General features: G+C 32.7%; 19 protein-coding genes. 4 read left to right on the forward strand and 15 right to left on the reverse strand.

Going from position 1 to position 20,756, the window contains the following annotated elements; translation table 11 throughout:
• Positions 1 to 65: 65 nt before the first annotated feature.
• Positions 66 to 4,067, reverse strand: a complete 4,002-nt coding sequence (locus JOD41_RS09290; RefSeq protein WP_205051861.1) for an FtsX-like permease family protein — start codon at positions 4,065 to 4,067, stop codon at positions 66 to 68.
• A 7-nt stretch (positions 4,068 to 4,074) separates the two neighbouring features.
• Complete coding sequence (locus JOD41_RS05045) at positions 4,075 to 4,776, reverse strand: ABC transporter ATP-binding protein (protein ID WP_205051862.1); 702 nt, start codon at positions 4,774 to 4,776, stop codon at positions 4,075 to 4,077.
• 197 nt (positions 4,777 to 4,973) lie between these two features.
• Between JOD41_RS05045 and JOD41_RS05050 the strand changes: the two genes are divergently transcribed.
• The gene (locus JOD41_RS05050) at positions 4,974 to 5,348 is read left to right on the forward strand and encodes a hypothetical protein (protein WP_205051863.1); all 375 of its coding nucleotides are present in this window, start codon (positions 4,974 to 4,976) and stop codon (positions 5,346 to 5,348) included.
• A 21-nt stretch (positions 5,349 to 5,369) separates the two neighbouring features.
• On the opposite strand, the gene smpB is transcribed toward JOD41_RS05050, so the two are convergent.
• From smpB to JOD41_RS05080, 6 genes are read right to left on the reverse strand one after another with little or no spacing between them, the layout of a single operon-like run.
• On the reverse strand, positions 5,370 to 5,825 hold the full coding sequence (gene smpB / locus JOD41_RS05055; RefSeq protein WP_205051864.1) for an SsrA-binding protein SmpB: 456 nt from the start codon (positions 5,823 to 5,825) through the stop codon (positions 5,370 to 5,372).
• Complete coding sequence (gene rnr, locus JOD41_RS05060; RefSeq protein WP_205051865.1) at positions 5,818 to 7,920, reverse strand: ribonuclease R; 2,103 nt, start codon at positions 7,918 to 7,920, stop codon at positions 5,818 to 5,820. Before rnr ends, smpB begins: the two co-directional genes overlap by 8 nt.
• On the reverse strand, positions 7,920 to 9,092 hold the full coding sequence (locus JOD41_RS05065; RefSeq protein WP_205051866.1) for a D-alanine--D-alanine ligase family protein: 1,173 nt from the start codon (positions 9,090 to 9,092) through the stop codon (positions 7,920 to 7,922). The genes rnr and JOD41_RS05065 overlap by 1 nt, the downstream gene beginning before the upstream one ends.
• A 4-nt stretch (positions 9,093 to 9,096) precedes the next feature.
• Positions 9,097 to 10,650 (reverse strand): UDP-N-acetylmuramoyl-tripeptide--D-alanyl-D-alanine ligase, encoded by a 1,554-nt coding sequence (locus tag JOD41_RS05070; protein ID WP_205051867.1) that lies wholly within the window; start codon positions 10,648 to 10,650, stop codon positions 9,097 to 9,099.
• 9 nt (positions 10,651 to 10,659) lie between these two features.
• Positions 10,660 to 11,430: an alpha/beta fold hydrolase gene (locus JOD41_RS05075; protein ID WP_205051868.1), complete on the reverse strand. Its 771-nt coding sequence runs from the start codon at positions 11,428 to 11,430 to the stop codon at positions 10,660 to 10,662.
• Positions 11,417 to 11,881: a hypothetical protein gene (locus JOD41_RS05080; protein WP_205051869.1), complete on the reverse strand. Its 465-nt coding sequence runs from the start codon at positions 11,879 to 11,881 to the stop codon at positions 11,417 to 11,419. Before JOD41_RS05080 ends, JOD41_RS05075 begins: the two co-directional genes overlap by 14 nt.
• A gap of 106 nt (positions 11,882 to 11,987) precedes the next feature.
• On the opposite strand from JOD41_RS05080, the gene JOD41_RS05085 reads away from it, so the two are divergent.
• Positions 11,988 to 12,227, forward strand: coding sequence for a glutaredoxin family protein (locus tag JOD41_RS05085; RefSeq protein ID WP_205051870.1), 240 nt, complete (start codon positions 11,988 to 11,990; stop codon positions 12,225 to 12,227).
• Positions 12,228 to 12,260: 33 nt separating this feature from the next.
• Here JOD41_RS05085 and JOD41_RS05090 read toward each other — a convergent pair whose 3' ends face one another.
• From JOD41_RS05090 to JOD41_RS05120, 7 genes are all read right to left on the reverse strand, one after another.
• Positions 12,261 to 13,166, reverse strand: coding sequence for a hypothetical protein (locus JOD41_RS05090; protein WP_205051871.1), 906 nt, complete (start codon positions 13,164 to 13,166; stop codon positions 12,261 to 12,263).
• Between the two features lie 202 nt (positions 13,167 to 13,368).
• Positions 13,369 to 14,355 (reverse strand): 3D domain-containing protein, encoded by a 987-nt coding sequence (locus tag JOD41_RS05095; protein WP_205051872.1) that lies wholly within the window; start codon positions 14,353 to 14,355, stop codon positions 13,369 to 13,371.
• A gap of 382 nt (positions 14,356 to 14,737) precedes the next feature.
• Complete coding sequence (locus JOD41_RS05100) at positions 14,738 to 15,367, reverse strand: NUDIX hydrolase (protein WP_205051873.1); 630 nt, start codon at positions 15,365 to 15,367, stop codon at positions 14,738 to 14,740.
• A complete protein-coding gene (locus tag JOD41_RS05105; RefSeq protein ID WP_205051874.1) occupies positions 15,357 to 16,397 on the reverse strand; it encodes a patatin-like phospholipase family protein in 1,041 nt (346 codons plus the stop codon). The genes JOD41_RS05100 and JOD41_RS05105 overlap by 11 nt, the downstream gene beginning before the upstream one ends.
• Positions 16,394 to 16,810 (reverse strand): large conductance mechanosensitive channel protein MscL, encoded by a 417-nt coding sequence (gene mscL / locus JOD41_RS05110; protein WP_205051875.1) that lies wholly within the window; start codon positions 16,808 to 16,810, stop codon positions 16,394 to 16,396. The genes JOD41_RS05105 and mscL overlap by 4 nt, the downstream gene beginning before the upstream one ends.
• 10 nt (positions 16,811 to 16,820) lie before the next feature.
• The gene (locus JOD41_RS05115) at positions 16,821 to 17,240 is read right to left on the reverse strand and encodes a deoxycytidylate deaminase (protein ID WP_205051876.1); all 420 of its coding nucleotides are present in this window, start codon (positions 17,238 to 17,240) and stop codon (positions 16,821 to 16,823) included.
• Complete coding sequence (locus JOD41_RS05120) at positions 17,237 to 17,815, reverse strand: ribonuclease H1 domain-containing protein (RefSeq protein WP_205051877.1); 579 nt, start codon at positions 17,813 to 17,815, stop codon at positions 17,237 to 17,239. Before JOD41_RS05120 ends, JOD41_RS05115 begins: the two co-directional genes overlap by 4 nt.
• An 87-nt stretch (positions 17,816 to 17,902) precedes the next feature.
• On the opposite strand from JOD41_RS05120, the gene JOD41_RS05125 reads away from it, so the two are divergent.
• The gene (locus tag JOD41_RS05125; protein WP_205051878.1) at positions 17,903 to 18,793 is read left to right on the forward strand and encodes a fructose bisphosphate aldolase; all 891 of its coding nucleotides are present in this window, start codon (positions 17,903 to 17,905) and stop codon (positions 18,791 to 18,793) included.
• A gap of 300 nt (positions 18,794 to 19,093) precedes the next feature.
• Positions 19,094 to 20,737 (forward strand): tryptophanase, encoded by a 1,644-nt coding sequence (locus JOD41_RS05130; protein WP_205051879.1) that lies wholly within the window; start codon positions 19,094 to 19,096, stop codon positions 20,735 to 20,737.
• The last annotated feature ends 19 nt before the right edge of the window (positions 20,738 to 20,756 follow it).

The following is a 20,756-nucleotide window of genomic DNA, read 5'->3' on the forward strand; positions in this document are numbered from 1 at the left end:
ATTATTTTTTTATTGAAGATAATAGAAGATAAAAAAAGACCGAAGATTTTTTCTTCGGTCAATTTTTATTCATTTGATTTTAAGGCGTCTATGGCATTTATTTTCTTTATTCTAAAGTGGAATATTACCATTATAAAAGTGTTTATAAAGGCTGTTATTATGCCTGCTAATATAAAGGGTCTTGCCGTTAAATCTTCTGGCAGCATTGCCATAAAAGGTACAACAATTTGTAAGACTGAGTAGTGTAAAATTTTTCCCACTACAAGTCCAATTAATATTCCAATTATTGCAAGGATATAAGTTTCCTTGTAAATATATGCTGTTGTCTCCTTTGGATAAAAGCCAAGGACTTTTATTGTTGAAACTTCTCTTATTCTCTCTTCAATATTTATATTTGTAAGATTATACAAAACTACAACTTCCAAAAGTGTTGTAACAATTAAAATTATTATTTCCACCTTTGTTATTGAATATAAAAATTGATTTAGGACATCTTTCATGTCGTCAATATTTGTAATGTTAAAGACTGCCTTATTTTCTATTGTCTTCTTTGTAAAGTCATCTTTGTTAAAATTATGAGGGACCTTTATTAAATCTGTGTTTGCCGCAAATTTTGAACCTGTTACTTTTTCAAAGTAATCTTTATCCATGTAGACATTGTGACCAAGATAAAATTCTGTTATGCCTGATACTTCTACTTCAAATTCATTTCCGTAAACATCGCGAAGGTAAAGGGGATCGCCAACTTTTATTTTTTTAAGCTTGGAAAGTTTTTCTGTTATTATAACTCCCCTCTTTCCTATTTCAAGTTTCTCTCCACTGTCCTTGTCCCTTAATGCAACAAAATTTTTAAATTCTTCCTTGTTTTCTGGCACAACCACATTTACATTTTGGTCGATTTCATTGTAATCCACAGTAAATATTTCTTCGTAAGTCTTTGTGTAGTCTAAATTTTTCTCATCAATGGATTTTCTGTAAGCTTCATAGGCATCTTCGTCAAATTTGCTGTCATATAATACAGACATATCATATTTTAAAATTTCTCTAAACTGCAATTTTTCTACATCTTTTACTGATTCTGATATTCCAAAGCCTAGGACCAAAAGTGCTGCGCAGCCCATGACTCCAACTACTGTCATAAACATTCTCTTCTTTGACAAGAATAAATTTCTTGCAGTAACCTTTGATAGAAAGCTCATTTTGTTCCAGATAAAAGGAATTTTTTCTAGCATTATTCTGTTTCCCTTGGCTGGAGCTTTGCCACGAAGTAGGTAGGCTGTCTTTTCCTTTAAGTTTTTATTTACAGTTATTATTGCTGCCACTGTAGTAAATAAAAATCCAAGAAAAATTGCAAAAATCATCCTAAGTGGAAAGGCCTCTATAATTAAATGATTTTCAAAAATTGTCTTTGTTGAATAGGCATTGCCAATTATATAGGTCAATAAGTAGGATCCTGTTATTGCTCCAAGACTTCCTCCAATTATTGATGCCAAAGATCCATACAAGAAAAATTTTCTTCCAATTTCTCTATTTGTATAGCCAAGGGCCTTATAGGTTCCAATGACGAGCCTATTTTCATCAACCATCCTTGTCATTGTTGTGAAGCAAACTAAAAGTGCTATGGCAAAGAAAAATATTGGAAAGATAAAGGAAAGTCCGTCAACTCTTTTTCCGTAGTCAATGTAGGTATTAATGTCAGTAGACATGTGTCTTGGTCTAATTGTGTAGCGAGGCTGTTTTATTAGACTTAAATATTTTCTTCCGTCAGCAATTTTTTCTCTTGCATCAGAAATTTTTTCTTCAGCTTCCTTGGACTTATCTTGGTATTCATTTTCGCCCTTTTTTAAATCTTTTTCTGCCTTGTAGAGTTTACCCTTGGCGTCATCTAGCTTATCTTTTCCCTTTTTTAACTCCTTATCAAGCCTTTCTTCTCCTCTTTGGAGTTCATCTCTGCCTGATATATATTTTTCCTTGGCTCTTGATAATTTTTCTCTGCCTTCTAGGTATTGGTCGTACTTTTCATCATATTCCCTTTTTCCGCTTTCGTAGTCGGCACTTCCCTTGTCTAATTTTTCTTGAGAGTCATCAAGTTTCTTCTTAGCCTTATTAAGTTCTTCTTTTGCATCAGCAAGTTTCTTTTTATTTTTTTCTATTTCATCCTTGTTTTTTGCGTACTCAGCTTCACCCTTTTCCGCTTCAGCAATTCCCTCTTCAATCTGCTTTTTACCTTCTTCAATTTGTTTTTTACTTGCATCTAGAGTCGCTCTTGCTGCAAGAAGTTTTTTCTCGCTTTCATTTATTTTTTCTATGGCAGATTTTCCTTGCTGAACTTTAGCTTTTAAATCCTCTAAATTTCCAGTGATGCCGCCAGGCACTTCTTTATTAATTTCAGCAATGGCTTTATCAATTTCAGCCTTAGAATTATTTAAAAATTCTAATTTTTTATTTAAGCCTTCCTTATTTTTTTGAAGTTCAGCCTTTTTTGCCTCTAAGCCTTGAAGTTTAGCTGCAAGTTTTACCTTATCTTCATCTGATAAATTTGGGTCCTTAAGAGCAGAATTTGTGCTTGCAATTTCAGCATCAACTTGAGCAATTCCCCCATCAACTTGGTCTATTTGTGATTTTGTATTTGCAATTTCACTTTCTATACTTGGAAGTTTATTAAAAATTTCTCCTGCTGTGCCAAGAATTTCATCAAGGGCATAAATTTTTTTAACTGCATCTTCATAGGATGATGCACCCATTTCACTTACAAGCTTTTCTTTTCCAGCTTCAAGCTGAGCTTTTCCGCTGTCGTATTCTCTTTCGCCTTCCTCATATTTTTTCATGCCAACAGAAAGTTTTTTTCTTGAATCTTCAATTTTTTGCCAGCCATCATCTAGTTTTTTTCTGCCTTCAAGGAGTTTATCTTCTCCCTCTTTTAGTGCCTTTTCTGAAGCTTCAGTCTCGCCAAGTCCCTTTTGGTATTTTTCCTTACCTTCACTTAATTTTTTTCTTCCAGAATTTAATTCATTTTTTGCATCTTCTAGTTTTTTCTTGCCTTCTCTTAACTTATCGTAGCCATCTACAAGTTCTCTTTCGCCATGGTCAATTTCCACAGATGCCTTGTAAAGTTTGTCTCTATTTTTTGAAATTTCAGACTCTGCATCACTTTTTTCTTTATTGTACTTGTCTATGCCTTCTTTGTAGTCCTTTTTGCCCTTGTTTAAATCCTTTCTTCCTTTTACAAGTTTATCCTTAGCGTCAGTTAGCTTACCTTCTGCATCAGTAATTTTATCTTCAGCATCAACTATTTTTCCAGAAATTTCATTTTGGATAGAAGCAAGTCTCTCTTTGGGGCGACTTTTTAAATCGATTTTTAGGCTGCGAGTCTTTTTATCCATGTAGTCCACATATTCTTTGTCAGAAGTCATAAGTCCTTCTGTTCCTAAGAATTTAATTTTGGCAAGAGTCGGTTCTCCAGAAAAATTCCCATCGTCAATATAGGCAAAGTAAGAAATTTTTCCATAGCCTCTTTCAGAATATGTGTTATTTTTGTCTTGGATAAAGTCAAGAGAATTGGCAAAGCCAACCACCTTGTAGGAAAGTCTCTTTAGGTCATTGTCATCATCGTCGTCGTTATCCTCTTTAAAGGAAATGATGTCGCCAATTTTTTTGCCATCTCTTTTCATTCTTGCATCAAGAACAATTTCGTCCGATGATTTTATATTTCGCCCTTCAACAATTTCAGGTTTAGAAATTTCATAGGGCATGTTAAGAACTTTTATGACAATTGAGTCTCCCTCCAAGAAAACATCCTTGTCATAGCCGTATTCAAGCTCAGAGATGTCATCTTCGCCCTCAATAATTTTTTTATCCTCATCTTCAAGACCAATGGGCACAGAAATTTTTAGGTCCTCTTGATTTAATTTTTTTATCTTGTCGTCAATGGTGTTTCTCATAATTTTGCCTGTAGAAATTAGACCAATTAAGACAAAAACACCAAGAAAGACAATAATCATAATTGAGATAAATCTAGGAAGAGAATTTTTTATCTCCCTAAAATTATCTTTGTCGCCAGATTTCACTCTGCACCTACCATTCTATTTCCATAATATCCCTTGGATTTTTATTTATAATAACATCTTTAACTTTAGCATCAGAAATTTCAATAAGTCTATCTGCTGAATCCTTTATTGCAGAATTGTGAGTAATTAAAACCACTGTAGTGTCCGTATTTCTAGTTAAATCTTGCAAGAGTTTTAAAATTTGCTTTCCTGTGTGATAATCAAGAGCTCCCGTTGGCTCATCGCAAAGGAGAAGCTTTGGATTTTTTGCAATTGCTCGAGCAATAGAAACCCTTTGTTGTTCGCCACCAGAAAGTTGTGATGGAAAATTATCCATTCTCTCGCCAAGTCCCACAGATTTTAAAACTTCCTCTGGATTCTTTGCATTTTTTACAATTTGCGTTGCAAGCTCTACATTTTCTAGAGCCGTTAAATTTGGAATGAGGTTGTAAAATTGAAAGACAAAACCCATGTCATTTCTTCTGTATGCTGTAAGATCTTTTTCATTATAGAGGGCAATATTTTTGCCATTAACTAAAAGCTCACCACTTGAAGGGCTGTCGAGACCTCCTAAAATATTTAAAAAAGTGGACTTGCCAGCACCAGATGCTCCAAGAATTATTGCAAATTCATTTTTTTCTATTTCAAAATTTAATTTATCATTTGCCATTACTGTTCTCTCGCCAATGTTATAGACCTTGGAAAGATTTTTAACTTCGATAAAAGACATATAATCACCTGGCTTTATTATACCAAAAATAAAATTTCTTTTAATCAATTACTAGTAGATTTAAAATTTTTAGATGAATCTAATTTTCCCTTTCATTTACAAATTTCTCTCTTTTATTGTAAAAGATTATTTTATTTTATATAATTATATTATAAAGAGATGATATAAGATGTAATTCTATATTAGGAGTGATTTATGTGAAAGACAAAAGCAAAAAATTTTTAAAATACCTATCTATCTTTATAATACTTTATCTACTTTTTAAAGTATCTTATGCAAGCAGAAGTCACATAGTTTTTAACGAATTTGACGGAAAAAATCATACTCTTAATTATTTCATAAGCTTACTTACATTTAACATAGTGGGAGTAATTTTAATAAAAAAGTCTATAATAGGACATGATTTTTATCTCATTTTAATTTCATTTAATGTCATAGATGCAATAGGTGCATCAGGTGATATCGCTTATTCTCAAAATGACAATTATTTATTTTTTATAATTCCATTTGTATTTATCATCTTTGAATGTTTTCAATATTATAAAGAAAACAAAAAATTAAAATTAAAATAAATTTTTATAAAAAACAAGCACTCAGTATTTGAGTGCTTGTCTTAGTTTCTTATCTACTTCTTTTTTCTTAATTGTCTCTCTCTTGTCCCAAAGTTTTTTACCCTTTGCCTTGGCAATTAAGACTTTTACCTTTCCACGAGATAAATAAACTTTTAAGGGGATAATTGTGTAGCCATCTTGAGTTTTAACTTTTTCCAAGCGAAGAATTTCACTTTTGTGCATCAAGAGTTTTCTCTTTCTCATAGGGTCTACATTATAAATATTTCCCTGTTCGTAGGGAGAAATGTGCATGCCATAGACAAAAATCTCGCCCTTATTTATGTCGCAGTAGGAATCTTTTATATTTACCTGACCTGCTCTAATTGATTTAACTTCAGTGCCAAAAAGTTCAATGCCAGCTTCATAAGTGTCTTCGATAAAATAAAGATGGCTTGCCTTTTTATTATTGGCTATTGCATTATCTTTTTCTTTACTCATCTTCATCACCTACTAATTTAAAATCAATGTTCCCCATATTTAAGTCCACATTTACAACTTCAATTCTAACTTCGTCGCCAATGTGAAATTCATTTTTTGTATCATAGTCAACAGCCTTGTAGTGGTCCAAGTCAAATTCGTAATAACCATCCATAGATCTGTAGCTAACAAGACCTTCAATTAAATTATCTAGCTCAACAAAAATTCCAAAATTTGTGATGCTAGAAACTCTACCATCATATCTTTCGCCAAGACGTTCAGACATATACTCTGCCATTTTAATATCTTCAACTTGTCTTTCTGCATCTTGAGCAATTTTTTCTGTCCTAGAAACTTGCTCTGCAATTTCTGGCAAAATTACCTTTAAATTTTTTATTATGCCCCCAGAAAGTTTTCCCTTTAGATGTTTTTTTATAATTCTGTGAATTGTTAAATCAGCATATCTTCTTATAGGAGATGTGAAGTGTGAATAGTAATCAAAGGCCAGACCAAAGTGAATGTCATTTATTTCAGAATATCTTGCCTTAGTCATAGAGCGAAGGGTCATAGTTGAAATAAACATTTCTTCCTTAGATCCCTTTGCCTTTTCAAGAACCTTTTGCACATCCTTAGGCTCAACTTTTTCATCAAAGTTTATCATGTAACCTAAAGGTCTAAGGTAAGAATTAAGTTCTGAAATTTTTTCTTCCTTAGGTCTTTCGTGAATTCTATATAAAAATGGAATGTGTTTAAAATAATATTCTTTAGCCACGCAGACATTTGCCATTAACATAAAGTCTTCAATTAGTTTATTGGCTGTTCTTCTGTCTCTCTTGTGAATATTTTGTGGCCAACCTTTCTCATCAACTTCTATAATGACTTCTGGTATGTCAAAGTCAATGGCGCCGCCTTCTTCTCTCTTCTTTTGTAAAATTTTTGAAAGCTCAAACATTTTGTCTAGAGTTTTTTCTAATCCCACTAGGGATTCATGAACTATATTTTTTTCCAAATAGTCAGACACATTTTCATAAACAAGTCTTTTATTTGAATTTATTACAGATTCGCAGATGTCATATTTTTTTACATTTCCCTCTTTGTCAATTTCTACAATGACAGAAAGAGTTAACCTATCTACGCCCTCGTTAAGGGAGCAAATCCCATTAGAAAGTTCAAAGGGTAACATTGGTATTACTTTATTTAATAAATAAACTGAGTTGCCCCTCTTAAAGGCCTCTTCATCAAGGGCACCAAGTTCTTCAACATAATGAGCCACATCGGCAATGTGAACTCCCAAAATATAAGATCCATTTTTAGAAATTTCAAGGGAAATGGCATCATCAAAGTCCTTTGAATCTGCACCATCAATTGTAAAAGTTAGAAGATCTCTAAAATCACGTCTTCCCTTTATTTCATCAGGAGAAACTTCTTGTGGCAGGCTTTTTGCTTCAGATAGAGCTGCCTTATTAAATTCCATAGGAAGATCAAGGGATGCTGCAACAGACATTATGTCAACATGAGGGTCATCGGGATAACCTAAAATTTCTACAATTCGCCCTTCAGGTTTTTTATTTGCCTCTGGCCATTTTTCAATTTTTACAACAACCTTTTGACCATTTCTTGCCCCATTTATTTTTTTCTTTGGAATGTAAATATCCATTGCCATTTTGCTTTCATCAGTGATTACAAAACCAAAATCTCTCTTATTTTGAAAGACTCCAACAAATTTTGTGTTCACTCTTTTTACAATGGCAAGGACCTTTCCCTCTGGTTTATCGCCAAAGGAATCTTTGTACCTTCTCACAATGACTTCATCGCCATTTAGTGCGAAGTTTAAATTATTTTTTGATATATAAATGTCTTCGTCAAGATTTTTACTTATCAAAAATCCAAAACCCTTGGCATTTGTTTGAAGTTTTCCATAAAAGAATTTTTCATTATCAACAAATCTATATTTTTTTCTGCTGTCTTCAAAAATAAGTCCTTCACTTTCAAGTTCTTCAATTATTTTTAAAAACTGCTTCTTTTCTTTATTTTTAATTTTAAAAAATTTAAGGAGTTCCTCTCTTGACCTTGGTGTTGTCTTTTCGATAATTTCTAAAATCTTTTCTTTAATCATTAAATCTTTGCTCCATAACTTGTCATATTAAATAAATTTGAATCGATGGAATAGCTGTTTTCTGATCTTTCGCTGTATCTAAGTTTACCTAGTTCAATTAATTTTGAAATTAAATCCTTTATCTTTAGACCATTAACTTCATAGAGGTAAAAGGCAATAGAACCAGGAAGGGTGTTTATTTCATTGACATAGGCCACGTCGCCATCAACTAAAAAGTCAATTCTTGCAACACCTGCTCCGTCAATTGCAGAAAAACTTTTCTTGGCAAGGTCTTTAATTTCCTTTTCAAGTTCTGGTTTTAGTTCTGCTGGAAGTTTTTTATTTTGGTGTTTTTGTGAAGATTTTGCTCCCTTAGAGCCAGAAACATATTTGTCTTCGTATTTTAAAAGATCTTTAAAGCCAAGAGGTTCTTCAGCTGCAGAAACTTCAAGGTCATTTTCATAACCAAGGACTGCAACATTAATTTCCCTAGGATTTACCACTGCTTCTTCCACGATTATTTTTCTATCAAAATGTGATGCAACTTCAAGTGCCTTTGAAAGGTCAAGGGCATTTTCTACTCTTGAAATTCCAATAGAGGAACCTAAATTTGCTGGCTTTACAAATAGAGGATATTTCAAATCCTTGCACTTTTCAACAACATTTTGTAAATTTTTAAGCTCATCTTTGTAAAAATACTTATATTTTGTCATTGGAATATTTTCTGATTCAAAAACTTTCCTCATGATGACTTTATCCATACCAACAGCAGCAGACATTACGCCACAGCCAGTGTAAGGCATGCCCATAAGTTCAAAAAGACCTTGAGTACATCCATCTTCGCCAAAAGTTCCATGAAGGGCAAAAAATATTGCGTCGATTTTTTCAAAAACTTCAACAGAATCATATTCTGGCTTAAATAATTTCTTTTCATTGTGTCTTATGCAGTAAAGATTTTTGTCTCCGTGAATTGGCTTAAAGAAAACTTCAACTCCATCATGAAAATCTTGATTTTTATAAGCTTTAAAATTTTTTAAACTTTCGCCAGATAAGAATTTGCCGCTCTTTGTAATATAAATTGGAATAGGATTATACTTTGTCTTATCCATATTTTCAATAATTTGCATTCCTGTGATTACAGAAACTTCGTGTTCAACGGATCTTCCTCCGAAGATTACTCCTATATTTTCCATTTTTTCACTCCTCATTGTAGTTGTCAGGTAGGTCATTTTCAAAGAGAACGACATCTCCCGGCACAGAAATTTTTGCAAGCACTTCAGTAGCTTCTGCTAGCGAAGAGACTCTATAAATATTATCTTCATTAAAACTTTTATTTTTTAAACCTTCATAAATTGGCATAGTCCTCTTTTTGCCAACTAAAATTGGAAAATCTATTACATCTGCCATGACTTCGCCTATTTTTCTATTTTCCTCTTCTTCCATGGCGCCAAGTTCAACCATGCCTGGTGTAATAATAATTTTTCTGTGGTCTTTAAATTCTCTTAAAACATCAAGAGCTGCCCTAAAGCCAACTGGATTTGAATTAAAGGCATCGTCAATTATTATTGTGCCATTACTTGATGGTATAAGTGAAAGTCTGTGTTCCACTGGCTCAACTTTTTTTATGCCCCTTTGAATTTCTTCAAGGCTAAGTCCAAGTACATGAGCCGCTGTTGCTGCTGCCAGTAGGTTTGAAATATTGTGAAGACCAAGAAGCCTTGTCTCGCATTTTATTTCGCCTACTCCCTTTATGTGCAGCATAAATTTTGACCCTTCTTCATTTACTTCTATTTCGTCAGCATAGACATCTAGCTTGTCAAAATCCTTTGTGCCATATCTATAAGTTTTCTTTTTAGTCTTATCTGCAAGAGGTTTTACATAATCGTTGTCGTAATTAAAAATTGCAATTCCATCTTCTGGCAGATCTTCAATTAACTCATACTTAGTCTTTTGAATATTTTCTATTGTCTTAAAGAGATGCATGTGAGTTGGTCCAATAGCTGTAATTATTCCAATGTCTGGTTGGACAAGCTGTGCTACTTCGTGAATTTCTCCTGGCACTTTGGCTCCAAGTTCTGCAATAAAAACTTCTCTGTCACTTTCAAGTTCGTTATTTATAATTTTTGAAAGTCCCATAGGTGTATTAAAGGAAGATGGCGTGTTTTTAACCCTTAGTCCCTCAGATAAAATCGTATCTGATATGAATTTTACAGAAGTTTTACCAAAGGATCCTGTTATGCCAAGGACCTTTAAGTCATTTTCTTTTTTAAATTTCTTTATTTTTTCTTGGGCAGAAGTATAAAAGCCCATGTTGATTTTATCTTCAGTAGGTTTTGCCCACTTATTTGTTAAAATCAAAAGTCTGTATTGGAAAAAATAAATTAAAAATGAAAGTACAAGTGTTGAAATAACTGAAATCACATAGGATTTTGTTAAGTCAAATAAGACTAGTGAAATTACAACTACAAGCACAAAGAAAATGTAATTTACAAGCTTGTGTTTTTTTAAAAGTCTTTTTGCCCTATCAGTCCAAACTATGGGAGTTTTTTGATTTTTCTCAAGCTTATAGACTAATTTATTCATCTTTTCCTTGTTGTCTTTTAAAAATATTTTGTATTCATCATTGTCATAGCCCTCTAATTGAAGCATGTGAATTGGAAAATTGCTTCTAATTAGAGAATAATACAGTGCTAGGCAAATCACTACAAAATCTATTAAGTAAATTGGTAATCTCTCTAAAAAATATTCCATTAAAATCTCCTAATCTAAAAATGAATTAATAACTGCACTAAACTGAGGAAATTTGTCAAGATAAGAATAGTGACCAGCATCTTCTAAGACAACAAGTCCAGAATTTTTTATCTCTTCCTCAAAAATTTTTCCCATATAAAGTGGTGTTGCTTCGTCTTTATCGCCCCAAATAAGAAGAGTTTCTGCATCAATATTCTTAAACTCATCTCTTGTAGATTCATTTACAACTTTTACAAAGCATTTTCTCATAATTCCATCTGCTGCCTGGTAATCATCAGAGCCGCGATTTTTGTAAAACTTTTCCATGGCTTTCTCATTATTGCCATGAGTTAACATATATAATTTTTTTGCCGCCTTAAAGGAATATACTTTAGTGTAATAAGAAAGTTTTCTCTTGGGAAGAACTCCAGATGCATCAATTATTACAAGTTTATCTATTAAATCCTTATTTCTCGCTCCCAAAATAGTAAGAGTCTTACCACCAAAGGAGTGGCCAAGAAAAGTCGCCTTCTTTATATTAAATTTCTCTAAAAATTTTAAGAGAAATTCATAATAATCATAGGTCCCCATGACTTCTTTTGGATTTTCAGAATCTCCAAAGCCTGGTGCATCATAGGCATAAACTGTGTAAGATTCTGGTATGGCATTAAAAATCGGCATAATTGATTCAATATATGCGCCCCAACCATGAAGAATTACAGCAGTTTTTTCGCCGCCCTCTCTCTTTATATATGCAGTTTTAATTCCATCTATATCAATAAATTTTTTATCTATTTTCATCTTCATCTTCTTCTATAAAAATTATGGAGCCTTCATCTTTGTCTAAATTATTTTCTTTGTAAAAATCTTTTTCCACATAAAGTCCAGAAAAATTACTTTTTTGAAAATTTTTGTCTAAATCTTTTTTAGAATCACTTTTAAAAATAGTTCCAGAACTATCAATTGAATCAAGACCCATTTTTAGGGAAGAAAGTCTAGCCTTGTGCCTTTCAATTTCTCTTAAAGTCTCATCAACATCGAGATCTGACTTTATTTCCTTTAAAATATTATATTCATGACGACCAAGAGCTTCAAAAAGTTCAGATAATTTTCTCTCTTCATTTAAAATTTCGTACTTTAATCTTGCCGTCTTCTTAATTTCTTGTGATTCACTTACAATTTTTTTCTTTAAATAATTTAAATTTTCCATAATTTCATTTACATTGCCATCGAGACTGTCAAAAAATCCCACAATATCACCTCGAATCTATGTTATTATATCAAAAAATGCCCTTCTTTTAAATACTGCTCTTGTTTTCTTTGCCATTAATTGGGTAAATCTATTTTGGAGGGATATTATGGAAAAATTAACACTATATGTAGGAACTACTTGCCCATTTTGTAAAAAAGTTGAATCTTTCATGGAAGAAAAGGGCATTGAGTCTGTAGAAATAAAAAATATTGACGAAGACAAAGAAGCTCGTGAATATTTAATTGAAAAGGGTGGCAAAAAACAAGTGCCATGTCTATTCATTGGCGAAAAACCACTTTACGAATCACTAGATATTATTAAGTATTTAAAGGAAAATCTAGCATAAATTTTAAATTAAAATAAAAAAGACAGGGAGACTTTAAAAGTTTTCTCTGTCTTTTTTGTTTCTTCTCTTATATTTATTTTTCTTTCTCTTTTTTCGCGATAATAAAATATTTTTGCTCTTAGAAATATTATAAGTATTTAAAATTAAATTAAGGCAGCTTGAAAGCATTATTATCTTAATGATAAATACCTTTGGTATAAAATAATTAGTCATAGTTATAAAACTAATTATTGTAAAAATATCCACAAAATATTCCAGATACATAACTTTTGAGACAAGGGTATTTTCAGAAAGTTTAATATTTGCCCTTAAAGCATTAATAAAAAATAAAAACATAATAAAAGTGTAAGTCACCATGGAAATATCTATGCTAGATGTAATTATATAAATTTGTAGCATAAAAAACATTGAAAAATTTAATATAAGAAGTCCAATTTCATATTTTTCAATTTTAAGATCCTTAGGCTCATACAAATTATCTATGTCCCAATCTTCAGTAAGTGCTTTTAAAATCTTTGTAGTCTTAATTTTTTCACAAATCCATGATGGAAGTAGGCTCAAGACAAAAATACTAATGACTATGGTCTTTAGTAAGTCAAATAAATTTGCGCTTATAAATCTGTTGAAGTAATTGAAAATAAATAAAAATACTCCAATTGCAGCTGAAATAGAAAGCAGCTTTAAAAAAATGACAAAAATTTCATAATTTTTCCCACTTAAAAGAAACTTGCCAGCTTCAGAATAAGCACCTGCAAATTCGTAGGGATTGCCCATTTTATTTAATTCTTTTTTTATATCATCTTCCGTATAAATTTCTGGAAGTCTATCTTTTAAAATTTCTAAAAAATCATCCCTTGCAATTTTTTGTTTATCATAGGGGATGTATCTTTGCAAATAATATATATATCTATCGACGAGTTCATGCTCAATTAATTTCATAAAATCATCCTCATATATATTATAAAGTAAATAAAGGTTCTTTTAAATGATGAAGTCTTTATTTTTTTAAATTTTATTTTTTCTTAGATTTTCTTTTTAATTTTAGATTTCTATTTTAAAAAATCTAAAAAATTATCTAAGCTATCTAGTAAATCTAGTAAAAAATTTTTGCAATAAAAAAGTCCTGTTGCCAGGACTCTTATTAATCTAATACATAAACTTTTACATTTCTTCTGCCAAATCTATTGGCTTCAGCATTTGAATTATAAAATAAATCAATTCTATTTCCCTTAATAGCTCCGCCAGTATCTTCTGCTGTTGCATATCCGTAGCTTGCGAAACCATCCATTGATTCAATGTAAAGTTTTGAACCAAGTTGAATTACTCTAGGGTCAACTGCAACTGCCCCAACTCTTGCACGAGTTCCCATGGCAGTTTTTGAACCAGCACTTGGATCATATGCAGTAGCTTGCATTACAATAACTCTTTTTGCATTTTTCCCATTAGGTGCTGCTGCAGCCTTTTTCGTTCCAACTTCTACAACTTCTTTAACTGGATCCTTAGTAATTTCACTTTTTATAACTTCAGTTGTTTCAAGAACTCCATTTACATAAGTGTTCTTTAGGCTTTCAGTCTTTTGTCCAACTTCGCCCTTAGTGATTACATTTTTATCTCCCTCAAACATGTCTTTGTTTTCACGACTTTCTGTTTCAAAAGGAATTTCAATTTTGTTTTCAATATTTTCTACAACAACTCTATCAATTTTAATTTCCATTCCCTCTTTTGCAATTTCATCAAGAGAAAGAGAAACTCTATCAAGTTTATTTAACTTGATATTTAAATTTTCAAGCACATCAGCAACTGTATAGCCACTTGCTTCAGCAATTATTGTCTTATTTCCATCCTTAATGTGATAAGATTTAGGAGAAGAAATAGTAATTTTCATATCCGTTTTAATTTTTTCATCAAGGCTTGGACTTACAAGATCCTTGTTTTTAAGTACGATGCCTTCTTTTTTCAAGAAGTCGCCTACAGTCTTTTCATATGTAAAAACTGTCTTTGTCTTACCATTAATATTTAATTCAACATCATTTCCCAAAGCTGTGCTAAAACCCATTGTAAGTACAGACACAAGCGCTAGGACGATTAAAATAAATTTCGCATTTTTAAAAATGTTTTTTCTATTCAATATATAACCTCCATAACGTTACAAAGTTGTAAATTTTGTTACGATTTTGTAACCTCTTCTAACCTCATAAAAGTATAATAGAAAAAACTTAATTTGTCAATTTTTTGTAACTAATTTGTAATTCTTGCCACAAATCCAGTTATTTAGCCATTTTAAAAATTTTATTAAATGTATCATTTTTGTATATAAAATTAAAATAGCTCTAAACCTTGAAATTTAGAGCTTTAAAAAAATTATTACATTTGTGTTACAATTTTTTATTTACTTTTTTGTCCTTTTTTTATAAAAAATCATTAAATTTTTCATTTTTCGTGAAAATTTTTTTCCTTTTGTTGTGCTTTGTGAAATTTTTGAATATTATTTGTACAAAATTTACTTAAGTCTAAAGGCTTATCCTTTCTATAAATCTTCTCGCCATTTTTGCAGTAAAGCCCCAGATAATTTCGCCCTTATACTGGTAAAATAAAACTTCTTCCCTTCCCCTTTTGAACTTGTAGTTTTTGCCATTGGGAATCAAGTGGTAGGGAAAGTCATCACTCCTATTTACCTTTAAATTTATGCTATAGGCTTTTGGCTCAGTTTCCATAAAAAACTTTAGGGGCACTGTAAAAATACTTTCAACTTCTGCCTTTGAGGGAGTGATTTCAAAAAAATCTTTTTTTATCTCGCCAATAAAGCTGTAGATAATTGCAGCATAGGGATTTACCAAAAAATCTCCTTCAGAATAGATTTCTAAATCTTTTTCTTCTATTAATAGCTCCTCGCAAGTTTCTCTAATAGCAGCATCCCAGGGGCTCTCATTTTTCTCTATTCTGCCTCCAGGAAAGGAAATCTCTCCTGGTTGATTTCTAAGAGTAAGAGCTCTTTTTTCAAACAAAAGATGAATTTCTCCCTTTCTCTTTATTAGAGGAATCATGACAGAAAATCTATTTTTCACATCAACAGGTAAGGGACTTTTTTTCTGAAGTTTAGCTTTAATTTTCATTAAGTCAAAATCAGCATTAAAATCCATTTTTTATTTCCCTCATAAGTTCATCAACTGTATAAATTTTAAATCTGTCAATTTTCTTTTTTTCTGCTTCTTTTTCAAGTAGTTTGTAAAGAAGCTCGTCATATCCAAAATTTTCTGGCAATTCTAATTCCTCTGCAATCTTTGGAACATGCTCCTCAAATACTTTTCTCACAAGTTCATTTTCAGAATTTTCAAACTTGTCTTTTAAAATTCTGTAAATATATTTTAAGCTTTCCTCTTCTTCCACTGGATGTATATAATAATCTTCCCCCCTTAATCCTTTAACTTCTCTAAAGGCGTCAAAGTAACCAGTTTTTATGAGTTCGTCAGCCTTTTCTTTGTTAAAATCCATGCTTGAACCAAGCTTCTTATTTGGCTTTATTATATATTTTGCCTTTATTTCAGTTTTAGGTGGAGTGTTGTGAAGTCTTATAACTACAGCGTCCCTGCCTGTCTGGTCAACCATGTCCACTGGCAATTGTGAGGCAAAGCCACCATCTAAATAATACTTTCCGTGAAGGGGCTTCAATTTAAATACAGGCAAGTAACAAGATGCGATAATATAATCCTTTAAAAGTCCCTCTTCAATATCATCTTTAAATAATTTCTCAACTTTAAAATCAGAGATGTTGACAGTACATAGACCGAAATCAACATCAGACTTTCTTATTTTTTCTTCATCAATATATTCATCAACTAACCTAAATAGTGGGTCTGGGGATTTCTTTATCTCAGGAATTTTTATATTGCGATCCCTTAGCAATTGACTTATCTTGTCTAACAAGTCATAATCGTCATTATTATCAATTTCTTCCATTTCATTTACAAAAGATGAAAAATCTAAACTCTTCCAAGCTTTAAAACATTCATAGGCGTCACCTTGAGAAAACATGGCACCATTAAAAGCGCCAATGCTTGTCCCAACAATTTTTGAAAAATTAAAGCCCATTTCCATGAGGGCAAAATAGGCGCCCACTTGGTAAGCGCCCTTTGCTCCACCACCTTCAAGGACTAAAGCCCACTTTTTCATTTTACACTTCCAAGTTCAGATGTGCAGTGCGGACATCTAGTTGCATCAATTGCAATAGTTGACTTGCAGAAAGGACACACCTTTTCTGTAGGCGCTGGTTCTTCTTCTTTTTTAAATTTGTCAGTAACCTTTGAAATTTGTTTAATCATAACAAAAATTACAAAGGCAATAATTAAAAAGTCAAAAACAGATTGCAAAAATACACCGTATTTAACTTCAGCTGTGCCAACAGTTACACTTAAATCTGAGAAGTTTACTCCGCCAAGAATTATACCAATAAGTGGCATTAAAATATTTTCCACAAGGCTTGAAACGATTTTACCAAAAGCTCCACCTATGATGACACCAACGGCCATGTCCATGACATTTCCCTTGGCAATAAATTCCTTAAATTCTTGCATAAATCCTTTCATCTTTTACCTCCTAAATCTGTTTTAAAATAATATTATTCTTCTCGATTAACTCCATTGCATAATCGTCAACCCTATAGGCTTCGTGATAATAAATGGCTCCTATTCCTGCTTGTATAAGTGCCTTTGTGCAGTTAAGACAAGGAAAATGTGTTACATAGGCCTTGGCCCCTTTTACAGAAATCCCTTCCTTTGCACAGTAAAGGAGGGCATTCATTTCTGCGTGAATAGTTGCTATGCAGTGTCCGTCACGCATTGTGTGACCAACTTCGTCGCAGTGAGGGTTTCCTGTAACTGAACCATTATAGCCAGTAGAAATAATTCTGTTGTCAGAATTTACTAAAACGCAGCCCACAAAGGCACGATCACAAGTAGATCTCGTCGCCACCATTTCAGTAATTTCCATAAAATATTCGTCCCAAGATTTTCTCATTTTGCCTCCTTTGCAAGCTTGTCTACAAGTTCGTTATATTTGACGCCAGTATGTGCTTCAACTTTTATAAATTTGACTTGAAGTTTATCCTTTATGTCGTCGTAAAACTTTTTATAGGCAATAGTTCCCTCTTTATTTGTCTTCCAAAATCCTAGAGCCCATGACCTTATGCCTTCGTAATCGTAATGAAGATATATTTTTCTCTTTCCAATAGATTCTGCATATTCCATAGCCTTCATGGCGCCCTTAATTTCTCCAGAAACATTTCTCATGTCTGAATCCTTAAAAAATCTCTTGGAAAAAGAATATTCCTCCTCATCATTGTACATATATACCCCATAGGAGTGACTCTTATCAGAATTTCTATAAGAACCGTCAACATAAACTATGAGTTCATCTTTTTCTGCCTGGTCCTTTTTTTCTTCTTCAACTTCATTCATAAAGGCCTCTGCATCTTTTAAGCTAGAAAATTTTTTAAAGCTTGCTCCCTTAAATCCCATGGTCTCTTTTTTACATTCGTCCCAAGTTTTATATATGCCAGGATTTCTCCCAACTCTAACTGCGTAATAATTCATATTCACCTCAAAATTTTGTCATTTGTCAACTATGTCTACTTATTATATAATTAGAAGTAATTAGAAGTCTAGACTTTGGAGGTAAAAATGAATAGAGAACAATTTGATAGAATGAAAAATGGCAAAGGCTTTATAGCTGCCCTTGACCAATCAGGTGGCTCAACACCTAAGGCACTTTTAAATTATGGGGTTACAGAAGACAAGTATTCCAACGATGAAGAAATGTTTAAGCTCGTTCACGAAATGAGAAAGAGAATTATAACAAATGAAGCTTTCACATCTGATAGAATTTTGGCTGCAATTTTATTTAAGGTTACAATGAATTCAAAAGTTGGCGACAAGTACACTGGCGACTACCTTTGGGAAGAAAAGGGCATAGTTCCAATCCTAAAAATTGACGAAGGTCTTGACGTCGAAAAAGACGGTGCTCAACTTATGAAGCCTTTCAAACATCTTGACGAACTTCTTGAAAATGCCAAGGAAAGAAATATTTTCGGCACAAAGATGCGTTCTGTTGTAAAGGAATTAAATGAAGAATCAATTAAAAAAGTTGTAGATCAACAATTTGACTACGCAGTAAAAATTTCTGAGGCTGGCTTTGTTCCTATTATAGAGCCAGAAGTTGACATCCACGCAAAGGACAAGGCTGAAATCGAAGAAGTCCTTAAAAAATATTTAATTGAAGGACTAAAAAAACTTGGCAAGGAAAATTATGTAATGTTTAAGCTCACTCTTCCTGAAAAAGAAAATCTTTACGAAGACCTTTACGACTTTGACCAAACAGTTCGAGTTGTTGCACTTTCTGGCGGCTACTCAAGAGAAGAAGCCAACGAAAAACTTAAAAAAAATAGGGGCGTAATTGCATCTTACTCAAGAGCCTTAACTGAAGGACTAAATGTAAATCAAACAGACGAAGAATTTACAAAAATGCTTGACGACTCTATAGAAAAAAATTACTCAGCTTCAGTTGAAAAATAAATAAAGACGAAAAGATCTCCTTTATTGGAGATTTTTTTATTGGAAAATTAAAAATACCAAAGACTTTTTCCCTTAAAAATTTATTTATTGGAAAACTTCTATTATTGACTTTGATAAATTGGTAATGTAAACTATTTCTTAGATAATACATATTATCTTGGAGTTCTGACCGCTCATCAAGAAAGAAATTTTTAAAATTTTGATAACCGGGGTTCTCTATAGGATACTGTCCGCTAGTCGACTTTTGTCGATGACCGGGGTTCCTCTATAACTTTTTTTATTTTTATATGGAGGTTTTTTATGAAAAAGTATCAATTAGATGTACCTACACCACATTCCTACACTTATGTTACAAAGAATATTCCAAATGTAACTGTGGAACAAAGAGAAAGAGCCCTAAAGGCTACTCACTACAATGAATTTGCTTTCCCTGCAGGAATGTTAACTATCGATATGTTATCTGACTCAGGAACTACTGCCATGACAGATGTTCAATGGTCTGCAATGTTTTTGGGTGATGAATCTTATGGAAGAAACAAGGGCTACTATGTTCTCTTAGATACCTTTAGAGATGTCTTCGAAAGAGGCGACGATCAAAAGAGAATTATTGACCTTGTAAGAACTGACTGCACTGATGTTGAAAAAATGATGAACGAAGTTTACCTTTGCGAATATGAAGGTGGACTATTTAACGGTGGCTCTGCTCAAATGGAAAGACCTAATACTTTTATAATCCAACAAGGCCGTGCAGCAGAATCAGTTTTATTTGAACTTGTAAGAAATATTTTAAATGGAAGAGAACCTGGAAAGACTTACACAATTCCTTCTAATGGACACTTTGACACAACTGAAGGAAACATCAAGCAAATGGGCTCTATCCCAAGAAACTTATACAATAAAGAACTTTTGTGGGAAGTTCCTGAAAATGGTCACTATGAAAAGAATCCATTTAAGGGCAACATGGACACAGAAAAGTTGGAAGAATTAATTGAAAAATTAGGACCTGAAAATGTTCCTCTAATTTATACAACTATTACTAACAACACAGTTTGTGGTCAACCAGTTTCTATGGCAAACATGAGAGAATGTTCAAGAATTGCTCACAAATACGAAATTCCTTACATGTTTGATGCTGCAAGATGGGCAGAAAATGCTTACTTCATAAAAGTTAATGAAGATGGCTATGCTGACAAATCAATCCCAGAAATTGCAAAGGAAATGTTCTCTTATTGCGACGGTTTTACTGCATCTCTTAAAAAAGACGGACACGCAAACATGGGTGGCGTTCTTGCCTTTAGAGATAAGGGCTTATTCTGGAAGAAGTTCTCTGACTTTAACGAAGACGGCTCAGTTAAAACTGATGTAGGAATTCTTTTAAAGGTTAAACAAATTTCTTCTTACGGCAATGACTCCTACGGTGGAATGAGTGGTAGAGATATTATGGCACTTGCTGCTGGACTTTATGAAGCAGCTAAGTTTGATTATCTTGATGCCCGTGTTAAACAATGTGAATACCTTGCACAAGGCTTCTACAAGGCTGGCGTAAAGGGCGTTGTACTTCCTGCTGGTGGTCATGGTGTTTACATCAACATGGACGAATTTTTCGACAACAAGAGAGGACCAGAAACTTTTGCTGGTCAAGGTTTCTCTGTTGAATTAATTAGACGTTATGGAATTAGAACTGCAGAACTAGGCAACTATTCAATGGAATATGACCTAAAGACTCCAGAACAACAAGCTGAAGTAGCCAATGTAGTTCGTTTTGCAGTAAACAGAAGTCAACTTTCAAAGGAACACATGGATTATGTAATTGCAGCTGTAAAGGCTCTTTACGAAGACCGCGCTACTATTCCTGATATTAGAATAGTCAAGGGCAAGAACCTTCCAATGCGTCACTTCCACGCCTTCCTTGAAACTTATGAACCTTCTGAAGATGAAAAATAAGTTTTAAATTTTTAATTTA

It is taken from the genome of Peptoniphilus gorbachii, from assembly GCF_016908115.1.
Taxonomy (GTDB): Bacteria; Bacillota; Clostridia; order Tissierellales; family Peptoniphilaceae; genus Peptoniphilus_A; species Peptoniphilus_A gorbachii.